The organism is Streptomyces sp. NPDC058295 (genome assembly GCF_042880655.1).
GTDB lineage: Bacteria > Actinomycetota > Actinomycetes > Streptomycetales > Streptomycetaceae > Streptomyces > Streptomyces coriariae.
This window is the reverse complement of the sequence record NZ_JBHVYO010000003.1, coordinates 155,731-174,578: the sequence shown is the minus strand read 5'-3', so window position 1 is coordinate 174,578 and position 18,848 is coordinate 155,731. Positions and strand designations below refer to the sequence as shown.

Genomic DNA, 18,848 nt, shown 5'->3' with positions numbered 1-18,848 from the left:
TCGTCCCCAGCTCGATCGTCCCCGGCTCGGTCGTCCCACGACTTCTACGGAGCGCGTCGGGCCGTGGCCGAGGGGGGCGGCGGTTTCCCTGGCCGGGGCTCGCCGCAGGGGGCCGGTGCGGGGGTCAGTGGGCTCGGTCTGTCGCCGGTTCTTCTGTCGGGCGGTGCGAGGTGGGGCCGGACGGTGGCCGGGCAGGGGAGGGGACGTGCTGGGTGAGGCGCAGGGGTACCGGCTCCAGGGGTGCCTCCTCCTCGTTGTCGGTGTGCCGGCTGACCTCGGCCCACCAGGCCGGGCCGTCCTCCATGTGCCGCAGCATGACGCCCTCGCGGATCGCCCACGGGCAGACGGTGACCGAGGTCAGCCCGGTCAGCTTCATCGCCGTGTGCCCGATCACCGCGCCGGCCAGGCTCTGCGCCGCGCGTGGCGCGGAGATGCCGGGCAGCCGGGCGCGTTCGGCGGCGGGCAGGGCGGCCAGGGTGGCGATGGCCTCGCGCAGGTCGCCGCGGCGCAGGGTGCGGTCCATGAAGGGGCCGTGCCGTCCGGGGGCGGCCCCGCAGAGCCGGCCGAGCTGCTGGAAGGTGCGGGAGGTCGCCACCGCCGTACGCGGACCCTCCCAGCGGACCCGGGCCGCCACGTCCCTGAGCTGGTGGCGGATCCTGCGCCGTGCCGCACGGAGGGCCTCGGGGGAGGGCGGGTCGTGGTCCGCGAAGAAGTCGTGGGTGAGCCGGCCCGCTCCCAGGGGGAGCGAGGCCACGAAGTCCGGCAACCGGCCCCGGCCGAAGGCCACTTCGAAGGAGCCGCCGCCGATGTCCAGCAGGGCGAGCGGCCCGCAGCGCCAGCCCATCCAGCGGCGGGCCCCGAGGAACGTCAGCTCGGCCTCCACCTCACCCGGCAGGGTGCACAGTGCGACGCCGGTCCTGGACCGGACCTCGCGCAGTACTTCGCGCCGGTTGGGGGCCGCGCGCACCACGGCGGTCGCGAAGGCGAGTGGGCCCGCCGCACCCCACCGGTCCGCGGTACGGGCCGCCGCGGCGACCGCTCGGACGAGGCGTTCCACGGCCTCTTCCGGGATGGGGTCGCCCGGCGCGACCTGCTCGGACAGCCGCAAGCGCCACTTGGCCGTGTGTACCGGCAGAGGGACCCCGCCCGCCGCGTCCGCCACCACCAGCCGCACGGTGTTCGAGCCCACGTCCAGCACGCTGATTCTCATGGACCGCGAGTACCCAGGGCTAAACCTCCGGGCGCCCCGCCCTTGCGGGCATGACACAGAGGGGCCGCCGTCCCTCGCGGACGGCGGCCCCTCTCCCTCGTGCGGCGGGTGGAGGGCCCGTCACATGTGGACCACCGGGGCCGCGTCCGCGTCCTGCTGCGGCACCCCGCGGCGGAAGAGCAGGAACGCGATGACCGCGCCCGCGGCGAAGAAGACGGCCGACCACCAGAAGGCGGTCGTGTAGCTCTCGATGGTCGCCTGCGCCTGGACCAGCTTGTTCGCCGGGTTCTTCCCGACCAGGAAGTCGGCGGCGGCGCTCGCGGCCAGGGTGTTCAGCAGGGCGGTGCCGATCGAACCGCCCACCTGCTGCATGGCGTTGACCGTGGCCGAGGCCACGCCCGCGTCCTCGGCGGCGACCCCGCCGGTGGCCAGCTGCATGGCGGGCGGCATGACCAGACCGAGGCCGAAACCGGTGATGACCAGCTGCGGCAGCACCGCGCTCAGGTAGTGGGAGCCGACGCCGATCCCGGTCAGCCAGGCCATGCCCACCGCGGCGATCGCGAAGCCCAGCGGGATGACCGCCTTCGGGCCGAGGCGCGGCACCAGGGCCGTGGTGCCGATCTGCGCCGCCACCATGAGCGCCCCGACCATCGGCAGGAACGCCACACCCGTCTTCGTCGGGCTGAAGCCCAGGTTCAGCTGGAGGTAGTACGTGAGGAAGAGGAACACGCCGAACATGCCGGCGCCGGAGATCAGCACGGCCAGGAACGAGGCGGCCCGGTTGCGGTCGAGGAGGATGCGCAGCGGCAGCAGCGGGTGCGCGGCCCGGGTCTGCCACCAGGTGAAGGCGGCGAGCAGCGCCCCGCCCGCGAGCAGGAAGCCCCAGGTCTGCGGCGAGTCCCAGTCGTGGGTCTCCGCGTTGGAGAAGCCGTACACGAGGGAGAACAGACCGGCGGCGACCAGGACCGTACCCGGCACGTCCAGCTTGGAGTTCTCGGCGTCGCGGTGGTTGGACAGCAGCAGCCAGCCGCCCGCGAAGGCGACGACGGCGATGGCCACGTTGACGTAGAGCGTCCAGCGCCAGTCGAGCGCGTCGGTCAGGATGCCGCCGAGCAGCAGGCCCACCGCGCCGCCCGCGCCGGCGATGGCGCCGTAGACGCTGAACGCCTTGGCGCGCTCCTTGGCGTCGGTGAACGTGGTGTTGAGCAGCGACAGCGCGGCGGGCGCGAGGAGCGCGCCGAAGGCGCCCTGGAGTGCGCGGGCGGTGACCAGCATCTCGAAGTTGGTCGCGGCACCGCCGAGGGCGGAGACGGCGGCGAAGCCGACGACCCCGATCAGGAAGGCGGTCTTACGGCCGAAGAGGTCGGCTATCCGGCCGCCGAGCAAAAGCAGGGAGGCGAACGCCAGCGCGTAGGCGGTGACGATCCACTGCCGGTTGCCGTCGGAGAAGCCGAGGTCGGCCTGGGCGGAGGGCAGGGCGATGTTCACGATGGTGGCGTCCAGCACCACCATCAGCTGGGCCAGGGCGACGACCGCGAGGATCCACCACTTCTTGGCGGATGCCGCGGACGGCCCCTGGTCGGCGCCCGTGCGGGTGCCGTCCGTCAAGGTCTTCGGAGACATGGGGAACCACTCCAGGGGACGTGAGGGCAAAGAACACGTAAACGAAACGGTTTCGTACACCTGGAGGCTAGACCAGTTTCTGCGAAACGGCAAAGTTTCGTTAGCGAGGCTCGAGTTTCGCCGGTAAGAGGAGCAGACCCGCGCGGCGGCGGACCCGCGGCCGGGCGCCGGTTCCCGGCCGGAGGGGGTCCCGGATATGCCGGGACCGGCCGGGGCGGGGCCTAGGCCAGCTGCCTTCGCACCAGTTCGTGCAGCCTTCCGCCGGTGTCGGCGAGGAGCTGGGCGGGCGGGCCCTGCTGGGCGACCTTGCCGTTCTCCATCACCACGACCCGGTCGGCGTCCATCACCGTGGACAGGCGGTGCGCGATGACGACCCGGGTGGCGTTGAGCTTGCGGGTGCTCTCGATGACCGTGCGCTGGGTCTCGTTGTCGAGGGCGCTGGTCGCCTCGTCGAAGAACAGGATGCGCGGCCGGCGGATCAGCGCCTGGGCGATCATCAGGCGCTGCCGCTGGCCGCCCGAGACCGATCCGCTGCCCGAGACGATCGTGTGCAGTCCCATCGGCATGCGCTTGATGTCCTCGGCGAGGCCGGCCAGCTCGGCGGCCGCCATCGCCTCCTCCGGCGTGTAGGCCTCGGTGCCGCAGATGACGTCCAGCAGGGAGCCGGTGAACGGCTGTGCGTGCTGGAGCACCACCCCGCACTGCCGGCGCACCGCCGACTGGTCGAGGGCCGCCAGATCCTGGCCGTCGTACAGCACACTGCCCGAGACCGGCTTGTCGAAGCCGATGAGCAGCCTGAGCAGGGTCGACTTGCCGCAGCCGCTCGGGCCGACGATCGCCACGAACTCGCCCGGCCGCACCTCGAAGGAGACGTCGTCGAGGACGAGGGGACCGTCGTCGGAGTAGCGGAAGGACAGCCGGCGGGCCTCGAGCGCGCCGGTCAGCGGGCCGGGGCGGGTGTTCGCCGTGCGGACCTCCGGCGTCGCCTCCAGCACCGGCCGGATCTCCTCGAACAGCGGCAGCGCGGCCACCGCCGAGACGAACGCGCCGGTCAACGAGGTCACCGAGGTGAGCAGCATCGTCATGGACGTGTTGAAGGTGAGGAAGTCCGCCGCCGACAGCGCACCCCGCGCCGGGCCGGCCAGCAGCATGAACATCAGCAGGGAACACAGCGGCAGATACACCGAACCCAGCACCGTGTTGAGGTTCTTGATCCGGCCGAGGCGCTGCTGGAGCTCCCGGCTGCGCGCGAACTGCGCCGCCCAGGCCGCGTACGCGTAGTTCTCGGCGGCCGCCACCCGCAGCTTCGGCAGCCCGCGCAGGGTCTGGAAGGCCTGGTTGTTGAGCTTGTTGGAGAGCACCACGAGCCGCCGCTGCCAGCGCACCTGCCACAGCCCGAGCGCCAGGAACACGGACGCGATGACGACCAGCATGCCGATCGCGGCGAGGGCCATCGGCACGCTGTACCAGAGCAGCAGCCCCAGGTTCATGGCACCGATGGTGACGGACTGCGCGACCGAAGGACCGAGTCCGGCCAGCAGCCGGCGGATCGCGCTGATGCCCATCGCGGCACTCGCCAGCTCGCCCGTCGAACGCTCGGCGAAGAACTTCGTCGGCAGCCTGAGCAGCCGGTCCCACACCGCCGGCTGGAGTGTCGCCTCGATCCGGCCCTCCAGCCGCAGCATGGTCAGGTTCTGCAGCAGCATGAACGCCGCCGCCACCACGCCGCTGACCATCACCGCCAGACACACCTGCACGATCAGCCCCTGCTGGGCCTTCGGCACGTACTCGCCGAGCACCTTGCCGGTCGCGATCGGCACCAGCGCCCCGATCACCACCGTCACCAGCCCGCTCAGCAGCAGGTTCGTCAGGTCGCCCGCCGTGCCCCGCATGCTGAAGCGCAGCAGGCCGAGGGGTCCGAGGCCCTGCTCCGGCAGCGGGCGGTAGAACATGACCGCCCGCGGCTCGAACTCCTCCGCGTTGGCCTTCTCGACCGGGGTCTCCCGCCCGGTCGCCGGGTGCACGGCGACATAGCCGCCGCGCCGCCACAGCAGCGCGACCGGCGCCCCGGACAGGGCCCGGTGCCCGACCAGCGGCCCCACGTCGTCCCGCCACCAGTGGCCGTCCAGACGTACGGCCCGGGCGCGCACCCGCGAGGCGAGGGCGACCCGCTCCACCGGGTCCAGCCGGTCGCTGTCGGCGCCCAGCTGCGAGGGTTCGGCGAGGGTGATCCCGGCGGCCCGGGCGACGAGCCGGCATGCCGCGTAGGTGGCGTCGGCGTCGGCGGCCGTGGCGCGCTTGTCCGTGCCCCTGCCGTTCCTGTCGCCCCGGCCGCTCTTGCCGATCGACGCGAGCAGCGTCCGGTCGGCCTGGGCGCGGACCGCCTCACCGGCCTTGATCCCGGCTGCCGTGCGGGTCTCGTGGGTGTGCTCCAGCTGCTCGATCCAGCGGTCCAGCGTGGTCAGCAGCCGGTACTGCTGGTCGACCATGCTCTGCCACACCGCGGGGTCCATCAGCAGGTCGGCGGCCGCCTCCGCGCCGTACAGCGAGCCGTACTGCACACTGCCCGGCGGCACCTGCATCCAGAACACGTCGTCGTCGGTGACTTCCGTGGCCCGCTCGGTGGCCATCGGCGCCTGGAAGAGGATCGACAGACCGCGGCCGACGCCGAGGGCGAGCGCGTACTCCAGGGGACTCGAAGTCGGCGGCACGTACTGCGGGTTGCCGTACTCGTCGTAGGACCAGGTCTGGGTGTTCGCGGGCTGGTACAGCTCACGCAGCCCGATGCGGTGCACGACGCAGTCGCGCAACGGGCGTGCGACGAGCGTGTGGTGGGGTCCGGTGACCGGACCGAGCAGCAGGGCGCCCGCCTCCAGTCGGCCCAAGTGGTGCCAGTGACCCTGCTGTTCGGCGTCCACCGCGAACAGGTCCAGCGCGCCCGACGCGACCAGCCACAGCACCTGCGGCCCTTCCAGGTCGAGCCGGCTGAAGCCCGCGCAGTCGATCCGCGTGCCCAGCTGCCCCAGCGCGGCGAGCACGACGTCGCCTTCGGACACGGCAGTCATCTCATCGCTCCCTGACCAGCGCCGCGTACGAGCCGCCGCGCGCCACCAGTTCCTCGTGCCGCCCGCGCTCCACGACCGTGCCGTGCTGGAGTACGACGATCTCGTCGCTGTCGCGGACCGTGCTGAGCCGGTGGGCGATCACCACGCATGCGCAGCCGCGCCGGCGCAGGTTGTCCATCACGACCTGCTCGGTCTCCGCGTCCAGCGCGCTGGTCACCTCGTCCAGCACCAGGATGCTGGGCCGTCGCACCAACGCCCGCGCGATCTCCAGACGCTGGCGCTGCCCGCCGGAGAAGTTGCGGCCGTCCTGCTCGACCTTGCTGTGGATGCCGCCGGGCCGCCGTACGACCGTGTCGTAGAGCGCCGCGTCCCTGAGCGCGTCGACGACCGCGTCGTCCGGGATCGACGGGTCCCACAGCGCCACGTTGTCCCGCACCGAGCCCTCGAAGAGGAACACCTCCTGGTCGACGAAGGACACCGAGGAGGCGAGCGCCCCGCGCGGAATGTCCTCCAGGCGCTGCCCGTCGACCCGGATTACGCCCTCCCAGGGCGCGTACAGGCCCGAGATCAGCCGGGACACCGTCGACTTGCCGCTGCCCGAGCCGCCGACCAGCGCCACCTGCTGCCCCGGTCCGACGGTCAGGTCGAAGCCGGTCAGCAGCGGCTTGTCCAGCGGGCTGTAACCGAAGGTGATGTTCTCCAGCTCGACATGACCGCGCAGTCGGCGCGTGGAGTCCCCGCCGGCGCGGCGGTCGTAGAGCGGGTCGGCGCGGAAGTTCTCCACGTCCTTCAGCCGGGCCACGTCCGCCGCGAAGTCCTGGATGCGGCCCGCGACCCCGTTGAGGCGGGTCAGCGGGGCGGTGAAACGGGTGACCAGAGCCTGGAAGGCGACCAGCAGACCCACCGAGATATGGCCCTCGATCGCCCGCATGCCGCCGATCCACAGGATCAGCGCGCTGTTGAGCGTCGCGAGCGTCGGCGCGACCACGCCCAGCCAGGCACTCGGCACCCCGAGCCGCTGCTGCTCCTCCAGCGTGGTGGCGTGCTGTCCGGCCCACTTGCGGAAGTACCCCTCCTCGCCGCCGGTCGCCTTCATCGTCTCGATCAACTGCAGCCCGGTGTAAGCCGTGTTGGTGAGCCGCGCGTTGTCCGCGCGCAGCTTCGCCGTCCGGGTCGCGCGCAGCCGGATGACGATCCGCATGGCGACGATGTTCAGCAGCGCCACGCCGATCCCGACGGCCGTCAGCTGCGGGTCGTAGGTGTAGAGGAGGACCGCGTACAGGACGACGACGATCGCGTCCACGCCCGCCGACGCCAGATCGCGGGCCAGCGTCTCGGCGACCGCGTCGTTCGACTGGAGCCGCTGGACGAGGTCGGCCGGGCTGCGCTGGGAGAAGAAGGTGACCGGCAGCCGCAGCAGATGGCGCAGGAAGCGGGCGCTGGAGAGCGTCGAGGAGATGATCCGGCCGTGGTGCAGGTTGGCCTGCTGGAGCCAGGTCAGCGCCACCGTGAGCGCCACGCAGGTGCCCATCGAGACGAACAGCACCCCCAGCAGCGAGGTCTGCCGTCCGATCAGGAACATGTCGATGTAGGTCCGGCTGAGCGCCGGCACGGCCGCACCCACCAGCACCAGCAGCAGACTCGCCAGCACCGCCGCCGGCAGGGTGCCCGCGGTGCCGCGCAGCCGGGCCGGCATCGCGCCCAGCACACCCGGTCTGCGACCGCCCCGTTCGAAGTCCTCGCCCGGCTCCAGCACCAGCACGACACCGGTGAAGCTGCCGTCGAAGTCCTCGATCGGCACGAAACGCCGGCCCTTGCCGGGGTCGTTGATGTACACACCCCGGCGGCCGAAGCGACGGCCGAGGCCCTCGTAGACGACGTAGTGGTTGAACTCCCAGAAGAGGATCGCGGGCGATCTGACGTCGGCGAGGGCCGCCAGGTCCATCTGCATGCCCTTGGCCGTGAGGCCGTAACTGCGGGCCGCCTTCAGCAGGTTGCTCGCCCGGGAGCCGTCACGGGAGACACCGCAGGCGATGCGCAGCTCCTCCAGCGGGATGTGCCGGCCGTAGTGCCCGAGGACCATCGCGAGCGAGGCCGCCCCGCACTCCACGGCCTCCATCTGGAGCACGGTGGGCGTGCGGACGGTCTTCGTCCGGCTCTTGGGAACCGTGCGTCGGGGCGGTGCGGCACGCCGCCGGGTCCGCGGCTGCTCGGTGGTGGTCACGGGAGCAGCCAATCGACGGGACGCTGGTCGGCCAGCCGGATCGAACCCGTGGCCATGGTCATGGAGGTGAGGGCGAACGGCGGCCCGTCCGCGGACGACCACCGGTAGCCGCTCTTCGTCGCCGAGGACCTGTCCAGGCGGACCAGGACCGCCACCGGGCGGCCGTCCTCGGTGAACTGCTCGCCCAGCTGGCTGTCGCCGAGGAAGGCGGCGATCGCCTGCGCCGACTGGGCCGCGCGGTCCACCGACTTCACATGGCCGCGCAGTACGCCGTACTCCTGCGAGGGCACGGTCTGTACGGTCAGGTCGACGGCCGCGCCGGACGGGATGGAGGCGGCGTTCTCCGCGGGGACGTACACCGTGGCGTACAGCGGGTCGTCGGCGTCGGCGACCTTCTCGACGGCGGCGACGTTCGCGCCGGTGGAGATGATCTGACCGATGGTGGCGGCGAGCGCGGTGATCCGGCCCGCGGCGACCGTCCGCACCACGGCGTCGCCGTCGGGCGTGCGCACCTTCAGTACGGGCGAGCCGGCGGGCAGCCGCTCGCCCTCCTTCGCCAGGACCGCGATGACCTGGCCCGCGGCGGGGCTCTGGAGGATGTAGCTGCCCTCGCCGTGGGTGAGGACGGCGGGCGCGCTCACCGTGGAGGCGACCGAACCGGTCACCGCCCACACGGACGCGGCCGCCATGACGACCACGGTCACGGACAGCACCAGCCAGCCCTGGGGGCGCGCGAAACGCACCGGCAGGTCGAGTTCCTCCGGCGACTGGAGCTTGGCGAGGGCCTGTTGGCGGAACTGCACGGGCCTACCTAGGGAGTTTCAGGGCGCCGATGAGTCCCGGAGCCGGGTGACGGCTCCGGGACTCAAAGGGGTCACGAAAGGTGCGATCAGAGACCGGCGACCAGGTTGGTGACCGGGGCCGTGTTCAGGCCGGTGACACCCTCGACGGTGCCGACGGCCGTGTTGACCAGGCCGGAGACCGGGGCGATGCCGTCCACCAGGCCGGTGACGGAGCCGACGGCGTTCAGGGACAGACCGCCGGAGACGTTGTCCAGCTCGGCGTCGGAGATCTCGACGGTCTCAACCTGGGGGGTGGAGTTCATGGTGGAACTTCCCTTCACATGGATATCTCATAAGGGGGGAGCGGCCCCCTCTGGGGACAGATGACGGCCGCGAGCACGGGCACCGGGCCCCCGTTTCCGGGAGACCGCGATGACCCTGCGGTGCGTTGGATCAAAGCAGGTCCGCGGTCGGCGCAGCCAATCAATCACCGCGTTCACCTGGGAACTTGTGTCACGGGAGCGTGAAACGGTGCAGGCGCGCCCACTGCTTGTCGGCGACTTCTTCACACGATGGGCGGGATCTGCGCGGATGAGCGGCCGGCCCTCTCGCGGCGAATCCGACACTCCCGCACCAAAGGCGTGTCGGGCGCCGGGCAGTTGTGCAGAACCCCTGCTCGCGGTGACCCGCTTGGGCATTCGATGTGCAGATTCTCTGAAGCGGGGATTCGACCCGCGGATCTGAACGGAACGTGATCACTCGACCGCGGGGCGTGTCGATCCGTGAAGGGCGGGCCGACGAGGCACATAGCTGACGCACAGATCCGCAACCGCTTTCATGGGCCGGGCTTCGTCGGTACCGCTCGGTTCAGGACATCCGAATCGGTCACCGCCGGCCGGAACGAAGTCGGCCGCCGCACCGTCTTCCTCCTTCCGGGGTCCCGTGGACGACCGGGGCGGCGATCGCGTCAGCCCTGCCCGTGGCCGCCGTCGGTAGCTCCCCCGGCGGTCCGTCGCCCTCCCGTTTCGACGCCCCTGACCAGGGAATTCGCCGAACCGGCGGTGCCCCTGGGTGACTTCGGTGAACAGGCCCGGAGTGAGCGTCCGGAGCACCGGGCCGACCGAAAGGATCTTGTCGCCTTCGGCGGCCGTCATCGTCATATGGGCGATTGTTCCCGGGGTCGCGAGGTCGGACTCCGGTCATGGCCGATTCACGTTTGAGCAAAGGAAGTTGGCAAACGCGATTGAACGCACCCCTCGACCCCTGCGTACTCATGGCCAACCAGGCGCCGCTGTACGGAGCTGCCGAACCCCGGCAGCCAGACCCCGTCCCCCAGGAGGTCGAGTTTTTTGAGTCACAAGCGAGTTACGAAGCGTAAGGCCATCATCGCCGCAGGCGGTGTGGCTGCGCTCGGAGCGGCAGCCATCCTGCTTCCCCAGGCCAACGCCTCCCAGGACGGCGGTTCCGACAACGCCGCCACGGTGAAGACGCTCAAGGCGGGCGACGCCTCGGATCTCGCCGCACAGCTCGAGAAGCTGCTCGGCGACGCCTTCGCCGGCTCGTACTACGACAGCGAGGGCAAGCAACTCGTCGTCAACGTCGTCAACGTCGAGGGCGATGACATCAACATCGACGGTGACGAGAACCAGGTCATCGTGCAGGCCAAGAAGGCGGGCGCCAAGATCCGCCAGGTCGACAACAGCACCGCCGAACTCGAGGCGGCCGCGAAGACGCTGAAGAAGGAAGCGACCGTCCCGGGCACCGCCTGGGCCGTCGATCCCAAGACGAACAAGATCCTCGTCACCGCCGACTCCACGGTCACCGGCACCAAGTGGGACCAGGTCGAGTCGACCGTCAAGACCCTCGGCGCGGGCATGGCGACGATCCAGAAGTCGGCCGGCACCTTCACCACGAAGGTCGCCGGCGGCGACGCGATATTCGGCGGCGGGGCACGCTGCTCCCTCGGCTTCAACGTGACGGCGGGCGACGGCTCCCCGGCCTTCCTGACGGCCGGTCACTGCGGGGTCGCGGCCGAGCAGTGGTCCGACTCCGAGGACGGCGACCCGATCGCCACCGTCGACCAGGCGACCTTCCCCGGGGACGGCGACTTCGCGCTCGTGAAGTACGACGACCCCGCCACCGTGGCCGCGAGCGAGGTCAACCTCGGCGACCAGACCCTCGCGATCACCGAGGCCGCCGAGGCGACGGTCGGCACGCAGGTCTTCCGGATGGGCAGCACCACCGGTCTCAACGACGGTCAGGTCCTCGCCCTGGACGCCACCGTGAACTACCCCGAGGGCACCGTCACGGGCCTCATCCAGACGGACGTCTGCGCCGAGCCCGGCGACAGCGGCGGCTCGCTCTTCACCCAGGAGGGCCAGGCGATCGGCCTGACCTCGGGCGGCAGCGGCGACTGCACCGTCGGTGGCGAGACCTTCTTCCAGCCGGTGACCACCGCGCTCGAGGCGGTCGGCGCGACCCTCGGCGACGGCGGCATCGGCGCCGGTGACGCGGTGGGCGGCGAAGAGGCCGGTGCGGGCGCCGTGGACGAGAACGGTGACGGTGTCGACGACAACACCGGCGAGGCCATCGAGGGCGGCGGCGAGGAAGCCGGTGCCGGTGCGGTGGACGAGAACGGTGACGGTGTCGACGACAACACCGGCGAGGCCATCGAGGGCGGCGGCGAAGAGGCCGGTGCCGGTGCGGTGGACGAGAACGGTGACGGTGTCGACGACAACACCGGCGAGGCCATCGTCGGCGGCGCGGACGAGAACGCCGTCGGCGGCGCGGACGAGAACGCCGACGCCAACGGCCACGACCAGAACGACAACGGCGCGCAGGACGGCTCGGGTGTGACCGAGTCGCACTGATCCTGCATCAGCTGAACGGTCCGACCCTCCGGCGGGGGTCGGACCGTTCGTGTCTGTGCCCGACGGCGGCCCTCAGGCGTTCCCCCGCGCCCGCAGCAACAGCAGCGCCACGTCGTCCCGCCGCTCGTCCGCCGCCGCGTAGGGACCCACCAGCTCGTCGGCCAGCTCCGCGAGCGGACGGTCCCCGGCCTCGCCGAGGCGCCGCCCCAGGTCGGCGACCGCGTCCTCGATGTCCACCCCCGGCGTCTCGATGAGCCCGTCGGTGTAGAGGGCGAGGACACAGCCGTCGGTCAGCTCGACCTCCGTCGTCGGATAGGTCGCCGAGGCGTCGATGCCCAGCAGCGGACCGCCCGCGAGGTCGAGAACGCGCACCCGGCCGTCCGCCCGGCGCAGCAGCGGCGGGGGATGCCCGGCCCGGGCCATGACGGCCCGCCCCCGGGCCGGATCCAGCCGCAGGTAGAGACAGCTCGCGAACAGGTCGGAGCCGAGGTCGATCAGCAGCCGGTTGGTGCTGCGCATGACCTCCGCAGGCTCCTGCCCCACCGTCGTGTACGCGCGGACGGCGGTACGGATCTGGCCCATCAGCCCGGCCGCGGTCACGTTGTGCCCCTGCACGTCCCCGATCACGGCCGCCGCGTGCGGGTGCGAGGGCACCAGGTCGTAGAAGTCCCCGCCGATCTCCATGCCCCGGGTGGCCGGCAGATAGCGGGCGGTCGCCTCGATCCCGGGCAGCGACGGCAGCGAGTGCGGCAGCAGCGCCGCCTGGAGCCCGTGCGCCAGCTGGTGTTTGACGTCGTAGAGCAGGGCCCGGTCCAGGGCCTGGGCGATCAGCCCGGCGAGGCTGGTCAGCACCGCGCGCTCGTGCGTGGAGAACGTGTGCGGTTCGGCGTAGGCCAGCACGCAGGCGCCCACCGGGCGGCCGGAGGCGATCAACGGCAGGAAGGCCCAGGCGGCGAACCCGTCGGGCGTGGCGTGCCGGGCCGGGTACAGCCGTTCCAGGTCCTGCCGGGAGTCGAAGAACGCCGGGACGCCATGGGCGGCCGCGTGCGCGCCCGGCGTCGGCGAGGACAGCGGCGTCCGGTCGAACCGCTCCACGACATGCGGGTCGGGGTACCCGTGGTGCCCGAGCACGTGCAGCCGCCCCGCCCGCGCGCCGAGCAGCGCCAGCGCCTGACTGCCCACCGCCGGCGCGATCTCGTCCGCCACCAGCCCCACCACGTCCTGCACGCTCACCGTCTCGGTGAGCGCCCCGGCCATGCTCAGCGCCTGCGACATCGACACCAGCCGGGTCGGCGCGTCCTCCGAGCGGGGACCGGTCGGGCTCATCTCCGACACCGCCCGGGCCCGGCTGATCCGCACGCTGATCCCGGTGGTACTCGGATACAGCCGGAACGACAGCCACTGCGAGGGCGGGCGCAGCGCCACGAACGAGGTCGCCTCCTGGCTGAGCAGCGCGGCCCGGTACCGCTCCTCGTACAGGGGATCGTTCAGCCAGGGAACCGCCGCCCACAGCTGTGCACCGAGCAGGCCGCCCACCGGGACACCGAGCAGCTCGGAGGCCGCCTCGTTGGCGAACCCGACCCGCCCGCTCACGTCGAGCGAGCACATTCCGTACGGCAGCCGCGACACCATCCGTGCCGCCTCGATCGTGCCGAGCGTGTCGGCGACGCCGCCCAGCGGGCCCGCGTCGAGCGGATCGGTCTCGGCCCGCACCGAACGGTTCTTCGACGCGGCGCGTTCCAGCCGCAGCGCGAGCCGCTCACAGGCCGCCGTCAGCTCCTGGCGCTCCCGGTCGGACAGGTCCGGCGGGTGCGAGCCGGGCCAGGTCACGAAGACCGCGCCGTACACCCGGGTCGCGGTGAGCACCGGCAGCGCGGCCAGCGCGAAGGGATAGGGCAGCACGACGGCGATCCGCGGATAGCGGCGGGCCATGTCCTCCACCCCGCCGACCCACACCAGCCGCCGTTCGCGCACCGCCTCGGCGACCGGGATCGGCGCGCTCAGCCCCACCCGCTCCCAGGGGGCCGCGAAGGACCGGGGCAGCCCCGCCATCACCGCCATCTCCAGCAGCGGCTCGTCGCCCGCACGCAGGTACACGGCACCCGAGTGCGCGCCACGGCGTCCATCATCGACGTCAGCGACAGCGAGAGCAGCGGCTGTTCGACCGGCGCCCATTCGGTTGCAGGCGCCTGACCGGACGACATCTGCCCGTCCGACACGGCGACCACCTCCTCGCCCGGCGCCGCGCGAGCCTCAGGCTCCAAATCTGCCCCCTGGCGGCCCGGCGCGCACGGCGAGCGACACGCCCGCCGAGGGTCGCCCCCTACCCCGTCGGACCACCCTCATGCCCCCTCGGTCGAAGCGCGCGACCGCGTACGGGCGCCCCGCGTGCGCCCCCGCGCATCCCGATGGCCGGATCTTCGCGCTGAGAAAAGGTGCCGGAGCCGAAGAATGGGCACGCGTTCAACACCACGAACGACACCAAGAACGACAGCACGGACAACACCACGGAACCGGCGTACGGCGAGAGCTGAAGGGGCGGCAGTGATCCGCGTACTACTGGTGCACGACGCGTGTCTGGTCAGATCGGTCCTCGCGCAATGGCTGTCCCGGGAACCCGATCTTCGGGTGGAGGACGTCCCCTGGCGCAGCGCGGCCGGGCGCGTCGGGGCGGTGCGTCCGGACGTGTGCGCGGCGGATCTCGACTGCTCCGACGCCTACGGCCTCCCACCACTGGGCGACTTATGCCCGCGGGGCGGCGGTCCGGTGCCGCCCCGCTTACTGGTCCTCGCCAGTGCGAACCGGCCTGGCCTGCTGAAACGGGCCCTGGAGGCGGGGGCGCTCGGCTATGTCGACAAGGCGGGCACGCCGGAGCAGTTGCTGCGCGGCATCCGGAAGGTCGCCCAGGGGGAACGTTTCGTCAATGATTCGCTGGGCTTCGGCTTCCTCAAGGCCGCCGAGATGCCGCTGACCCGTCGGGAGCTCAGCGTGTTAACCCTCGCCGCCGAGGGCGCCTCCGTCGCGGAGATCGCCGGGAACCTGCATCTGTCCCACGGGACCGTGCGCAACTACATGGCGGCGATCACCCGCAAGACCGGCGCCCGCAACCGGGTCGACGCCATCCGTATCTCCCAGGGGCAGGGCTGGCTTTGAGCCGTCCTCCGGCCGTCCCGCTTCCTCCGAGTCCGCCGGCCTCCCTGAGTCCCCTTCCGTTCCTCCTTCGCCGGCTCCTTCCCCGGCTTCTTCCCCTGCTGCTTCACCGGCTTGCTCCCAGCCGCCGACGAGATCGCGGTACAGGGCAGAGCGCCGCACCACCTCGTCGTGGGTCCCGTACGTGGTCCGCGGCCCGTCCATGACCAGCACCCGGCCGGCGCGCCTGGCCGAGCTGATGCGGTGGGCGACGACGACCAGGGTGCCGCCCGGCCGGGCGGCGAAGGCGCGCTCGGCCCGGGCCTCCGCCTCCTGGTCCAGGTGGCTGGTCGCCTCGTCGAGGAGGGCGAGCGGGGCGTGCGACAGGTAGGCGCGGGTGAGGGCGATCAACTGTCGTTCGCCGGCCGACAGCGCTGCCGGATCCACCCTCGCCGCCGGTCCGCCCAGCGCGTCGAGCAGCGGGGTCAGGCCGACCGCCTCGGCCGCCGCGAGCAGTTCCTCCTCGGGCACGGGGTCCGGCCGCAGATGCGTGAGGTTCTCGCCGAGGGTGTCGCTGAAGACGTACGCCTCCTGCGGGATGAGCACGCGCTGGGCCGCCGCGTCGCTGCTCGGCACCGGCCGGCCGCAGATCCTTATCTCCCCGCGCACCGGCTCCAGCAGCCCGGCGACCAGCCCGGTCAGCGTGGACTTCCCGACCCCGCTAGGACCGACGACGGCCAGCCGCGCCCCGATGGGCAGGGTGAGCGTGAGGCCGTCGACGACCGGTGCCGAGGCGGGACCGTAGGCGAAGGTGAGGGAGGTCAGCGAGAGCGCGGGGGGCGCCGGGCTCGGCGGGACCACCGGAGGGGCGGACCGAAGGGGAGGGCCCTGCGGGGTCGCGCCCGGCCGGGCACGGTCGGTGGACGGGGTGTGGCCGGTGCGCGGACGCTGGTCGGTGTGCGGGCGCAGGCCGGCGGACGAGTGGCCCGGTGCTTCACGGGGCCGGCTCCGGGGCAGAGCCGGGTCCGTGCCTGCCGGTCGCCGTGCGGCGGTCGGTCGCCGGGGGTCGGGCAGCCGGTGGTGCCGGGCCGCCGTCCGGTCCCCGTCGTCGGCCGGGAGTGCCGGTGCCTCGCCGCGCGGCGCCAGCCGCCGCAGGACGACCGTCAGGCGGGAGCCGCTCGTGCCCAGGCCGTGGACCAGGGCGGTCAGGGCCGGGAGCAGGGACTGGGTGACGTAGGCGAGGGCGCCGACGAGGGCGCCGGGGGTCACGCCGTGGTCAAGGAGCCAGGGAGCGCCGGCCAGCAGCAGGACCAAGGGCAGATGGCCGCCGAGCGCCAGGCACGCCACCCGGGCCACGCCCCAGTGGGCCAGGGCGCGGGCCGCGCGCAGCTCGGTGTCGACGAGGGCGCCGGTGTCCAGGGCGATCCGGTCCTCCGCGCCGGATGCCGTGACGTCCCTGAGCCCCGGGCAGACGACGCCCATGTGCCCCGCCAGAGCCTCGTCGGCGGCGAGGAACGCCTCCTGCCGTCTGGCCAGCGGACGCAGGGTCACCGCGAACAGGCCCACGCCGGCGGCGAGCGGCGGTACGACGACCAGCAGGAGCTGCGGCGCGAGCGCCAACAGGCCGACCAGAGCGCCGGCGGACGTGAACACGAACGAGCGCGAGACCATCACCAGGCCCGCGAAGCTGTCCCGCGCGATCTCCACCTGCTGGGTGAGCCCGGACAACGCCCCGCCGTCCGCCTCCCGCACGCCCCGCCGCACCACCCGGGTGACCAGACGGTCCCGCAGCGGTTCCACCAGTGCGGCGACCGCCCCGTACACCCGCCCGGTCCCGTACGCGCCCACCAGCACCCCCAGCCCGGCCACCGCGAGCCACCACAGTCCCGCTTCGGCCCGCCCGGCCAGGAACCCGTCGTCCAACGCCCGCGCCAAGGCGTAGCCGAGCAGGAAGGTCTGCCCGGTCTCCAGCACCGACCAGACCGTCAACCGGGCCAGGGCCCGCCGACGGCCCAGCAGAAAGCGGAGTCCCCTGGCCCCCAGCCCGTCCGCGTCGGCCGCCCGGCTCATCGCCGCGCCCCCGGGCCGGACTCGGCCTCCGCCCGCGCATCCGCCGTCGCATCCGTCCGCGCACCGGCGCCGGCTTCCTCGGCCGTCCCGAACACCGCCCGGTACCCCGCCGTCCGCCACAGCTGTGCATGCGTCCCCACCGCCCGCACCCGGCCCCCGTCCAGCCAGGCCACCGTGTCGGCACGGGCGGCCGTGGAGGCGCGGTGGGCGACCACGAGGCGGGTGGCGGGGCGGGTGGCGGCCGTGGAGCGGCCGAACACGGACCGGGTGACCTGGCGTTCGGTGATCGTGTCGAGGCTGGAGAGGGCGTCGTCGAGGATGAGGAGCCGGCCGCCGTGGGCGAACGCGCGGGCCAGGCCGAGCCGTTGGGCCTCGCCGCCGGAGTGCGGGGCGTCCGCGCAGGGCGTGGCGTAACCGTCGGGCAGGCGGCGGACGAAGTCGTCGGCGCAGGCCGTGCGGGCGGCCTCCCGGACCCGGGCCGGGGAGGCGTGGCCGAGCGAGACGGTGTCCTCGATCGTCGTGCCCAGCAGGGCCGGGCGGTCGAAGGCCTGGGCGATCGCGGCCCGCAGTTCGGCCCGGGGGAGCGACGGCAGCGGCACGCCGTCCAGCAGGACCTCGCCGGCGTCCGGGTCGGTGAGCCGGCCCGCCAGCGCGGCCAGGAGTGACTTGCCGGCGCCCGAGCGGCCCACGAGGGCCAGGGTCGTCCCGCCCGGTACCACCAGGTCGACGCCGTCCAGCACCGTACGGTCACCGCGCCGGGCGGTCACTCCGCGCAGTTCGAGCCGGCCCGGGCCGCCTCGTGGCAGGCGGCGGTCGCCGTAGGGGGGAGCCGGTTCGGTGAGGACCTCGCCGAGGCGGGCTGCCGCCGTGCGCGACCTGACCAGGCCGGAGAGCTGTCCGACCAGCACGCCGACGCCGGTGGCGAGCACCGCGTAACGCGACGCGGCGAGGACGTCGCCCGGCGACAGCCGGTGCCGGGTGAGCAGGAGGCCCGCGACGGCGACGACCGCGAGATGCAGCAGGGGCGCCACCGCGGTCGCCTGCGCGGCGGCCCGGCCCTGCACCCGCCACATGCGCCGGCCCGCCCGGGACAGTTCGGGCAGCGGCCGCAGGATCCGTGCGGTGTCCCGGTCCGCCGTGCCCGCCGCGCGGATCGTGCGGGCCCCGCCGACCGCCTCCGTGAGCGCGTCCGCGATCCGCCCCTGCGCCCGCTGGTAGTCCGCCACGCACGCGGAGGTGCCCCGGGCGAGGGACCGCAGCAGAAGGGTCAGGACCGGCGCACCGGTCAGGAAGACGACCGCGAGCCAGGGGTCGATGAGGGCCAGCGCCGCCACGGCGCCGACCGGGCCGGCCGGCGCGGCCAGCAGAGCGGCGCGGGCGCCGGGCGCCTTACCGGCCTGGGCGGCGCTGCCGACGACCCGCGCGACGAGGTCCCCGGCGCCGAAACGGGCCGTGGCGCGCGGGCCCACGGCCAGGACGTGGCCGGTGACCCGGCGGCGCAGGAAGGCGGTGGTCCGGGCGTCGAGGGTGCCGCCGAGGACGGTCTCGCAGGCGTCGAGGAGGGTGAGCAGCAGGGCGAGGGCCGTGCAGCACAGCACCCAGCGGGTCGCGGGGGAGTGGGTGAGCAGCAGGTCCAGGGCCCGGCCGAGGGCCGCGGGCAGCAGCAGTTGGGCGCCGGTCGACGCCACGCTCACCAGAGCCAGGGCCAGGCAGCGGGATCCGCTGTGCCGGGTGGCCGCGCCGAGCAGCTCACCGGTCGTCCGGTCCATCGGCATCCTGCTCCCGCGCTTCCTCTGAGGTGTCGGAGGTGTCGCAGTCCTGGGGGGACGGGCACCGGGCGGCCCCCTCCCTGGGGAGCGGACCGCCCGGAGCGTT

9 protein-coding genes and 2 pseudogenes are annotated in these 18,848 nt (G+C 73.0%); 2 read left to right on the top strand and 9 right to left on the bottom strand.

Translation table 11 applies throughout. From position 1 onward, the window contains the following. Positions 1-124: 124 nt before the first annotated feature. From ACFVYS_RS04835 to ACFVYS_RS04810, 6 genes are all read right to left on the bottom strand, one after another. Entirely contained in the window at positions 125-1,210 is a 1,086-nt protein-coding gene (locus ACFVYS_RS04835) for a Ppx/GppA family phosphatase (RefSeq protein WP_389498866.1), read from the bottom strand. A 120-nt stretch (positions 1,211-1,330) separates the two neighbouring features. Next, a complete protein-coding gene (locus tag ACFVYS_RS04830; protein WP_389498865.1) occupies positions 1,331-2,833 on the bottom strand; it encodes an MFS transporter in 1,503 nt (500 codons plus the stop codon). A 221-nt stretch (positions 2,834-3,054) separates the two neighbouring features. Further along, positions 3,055-5,898: an NHLP bacteriocin export ABC transporter permease/ATPase subunit gene (locus ACFVYS_RS04825; protein WP_389498863.1), complete on the bottom strand. Its 2,844-nt coding sequence runs from the start codon at positions 5,896-5,898 to the stop codon at positions 3,055-3,057. 1 nt (position 5,899) lies between these two features. Beyond that, positions 5,900-8,122 (bottom strand): NHLP family bacteriocin export ABC transporter peptidase/permease/ATPase subunit, encoded by a 2,223-nt coding sequence (locus ACFVYS_RS04820; protein ID WP_389498862.1) that lies wholly within the window; start codon positions 8,120-8,122, stop codon positions 5,900-5,902. Continuing rightward, positions 8,119-8,925, bottom strand: a complete 807-nt coding sequence (locus ACFVYS_RS04815) for an HlyD family efflux transporter periplasmic adaptor subunit (protein ID WP_389498860.1) — start codon at positions 8,923-8,925, stop codon at positions 8,119-8,121. The genes ACFVYS_RS04820 and ACFVYS_RS04815 overlap by 4 nt, the downstream gene beginning before the upstream one ends. Positions 8,926-9,011: 86 nt before the next feature. Beyond that, on the bottom strand, positions 9,012-9,227 hold the full coding sequence (locus ACFVYS_RS04810) for a type A2 lantipeptide (protein ID WP_389498858.1): 216 nt from the start codon (positions 9,225-9,227) through the stop codon (positions 9,012-9,014). A 1,026-nt stretch (positions 9,228-10,253) separates the two neighbouring features. Here ACFVYS_RS04810 and ACFVYS_RS04805 point away from each other — a divergent pair. After that, positions 10,254-11,774, top strand: coding sequence for a S1 family peptidase (locus tag ACFVYS_RS04805; protein ID WP_389498856.1), 1,521 nt, complete (start codon positions 10,254-10,256; stop codon positions 11,772-11,774). Between the two features lie 72 nt (positions 11,775-11,846). On the opposite strand, the pseudogene ACFVYS_RS04800 reads toward ACFVYS_RS04805, so the two are convergent. Continuing rightward, a pseudogene (locus ACFVYS_RS04800) lies at positions 11,847-14,002 on the bottom strand (SpoIIE family protein phosphatase). Positions 14,003-14,318: 316 nt separating this feature from the next. Here ACFVYS_RS04800 and ACFVYS_RS04795 point away from each other — a divergent pair. Next, positions 14,319-14,843 (top strand): annotated as a pseudogene (locus tag ACFVYS_RS04795) (LuxR C-terminal-related transcriptional regulator); the annotation flags it as partial. Here ACFVYS_RS04795 and ACFVYS_RS04790 read toward each other — a convergent pair. After that, a complete protein-coding gene (locus ACFVYS_RS04790) occupies positions 14,766-16,973 on the bottom strand; it encodes an ATP-binding cassette domain-containing protein (protein ID WP_389498854.1) in 2,208 nt (735 codons plus the stop codon). The pseudogene ACFVYS_RS04795 and the gene ACFVYS_RS04790 overlap by 78 nt on opposite strands. Continuing rightward, positions 16,970-18,748 carry an ABC transporter ATP-binding protein gene (locus ACFVYS_RS04785; protein ID WP_389498852.1) on the bottom strand — a complete coding sequence of 593 codons (1,779 nt, stop codon included), beginning with the start codon at positions 18,746-18,748 and terminating at the stop codon, positions 16,970-16,972. Before ACFVYS_RS04785 ends, ACFVYS_RS04790 begins: the two co-directional genes overlap by 4 nt. Positions 18,749-18,848: the final 100 nt, after the last annotated feature.

Coding starts and splice junctions, on each gene's coding strand:
- ACFVYS_RS04835 (WP_389498866.1), bottom strand. CDS start 1,210: ATGAGAATCAGCGTGCTGGACGTGGGCTCGAACACCGTGCGGCTGGTG.
- ACFVYS_RS04830 (WP_389498865.1), bottom strand. CDS start 2,833: ATGTCTCCGAAGACCTTGACGGACGGCACCCGCACGGGCGCCGACCAG.
- ACFVYS_RS04825 (WP_389498863.1), bottom strand. CDS start 5,898: ATGACTGCCGTGTCCGAAGGCGACGTCGTGCTCGCCGCGCTGGGGCAG.
- ACFVYS_RS04810 (WP_389498858.1), bottom strand. CDS start 9,227: ATGAACTCCACCCCCCAGGTTGAGACCGTCGAGATCTCCGACGCCGAG.
- ACFVYS_RS04790 (WP_389498854.1), bottom strand. CDS start 16,973: ATGAGCCGGGCGGCCGACGCGGACGGGCTGGGGGCCAGGGGACTCCGC.
- ACFVYS_RS04785 (WP_389498852.1), bottom strand. CDS start 18,748: ATGCCGATGGACCGGACGACCGGTGAGCTGCTCGGCGCGGCCACCCGG.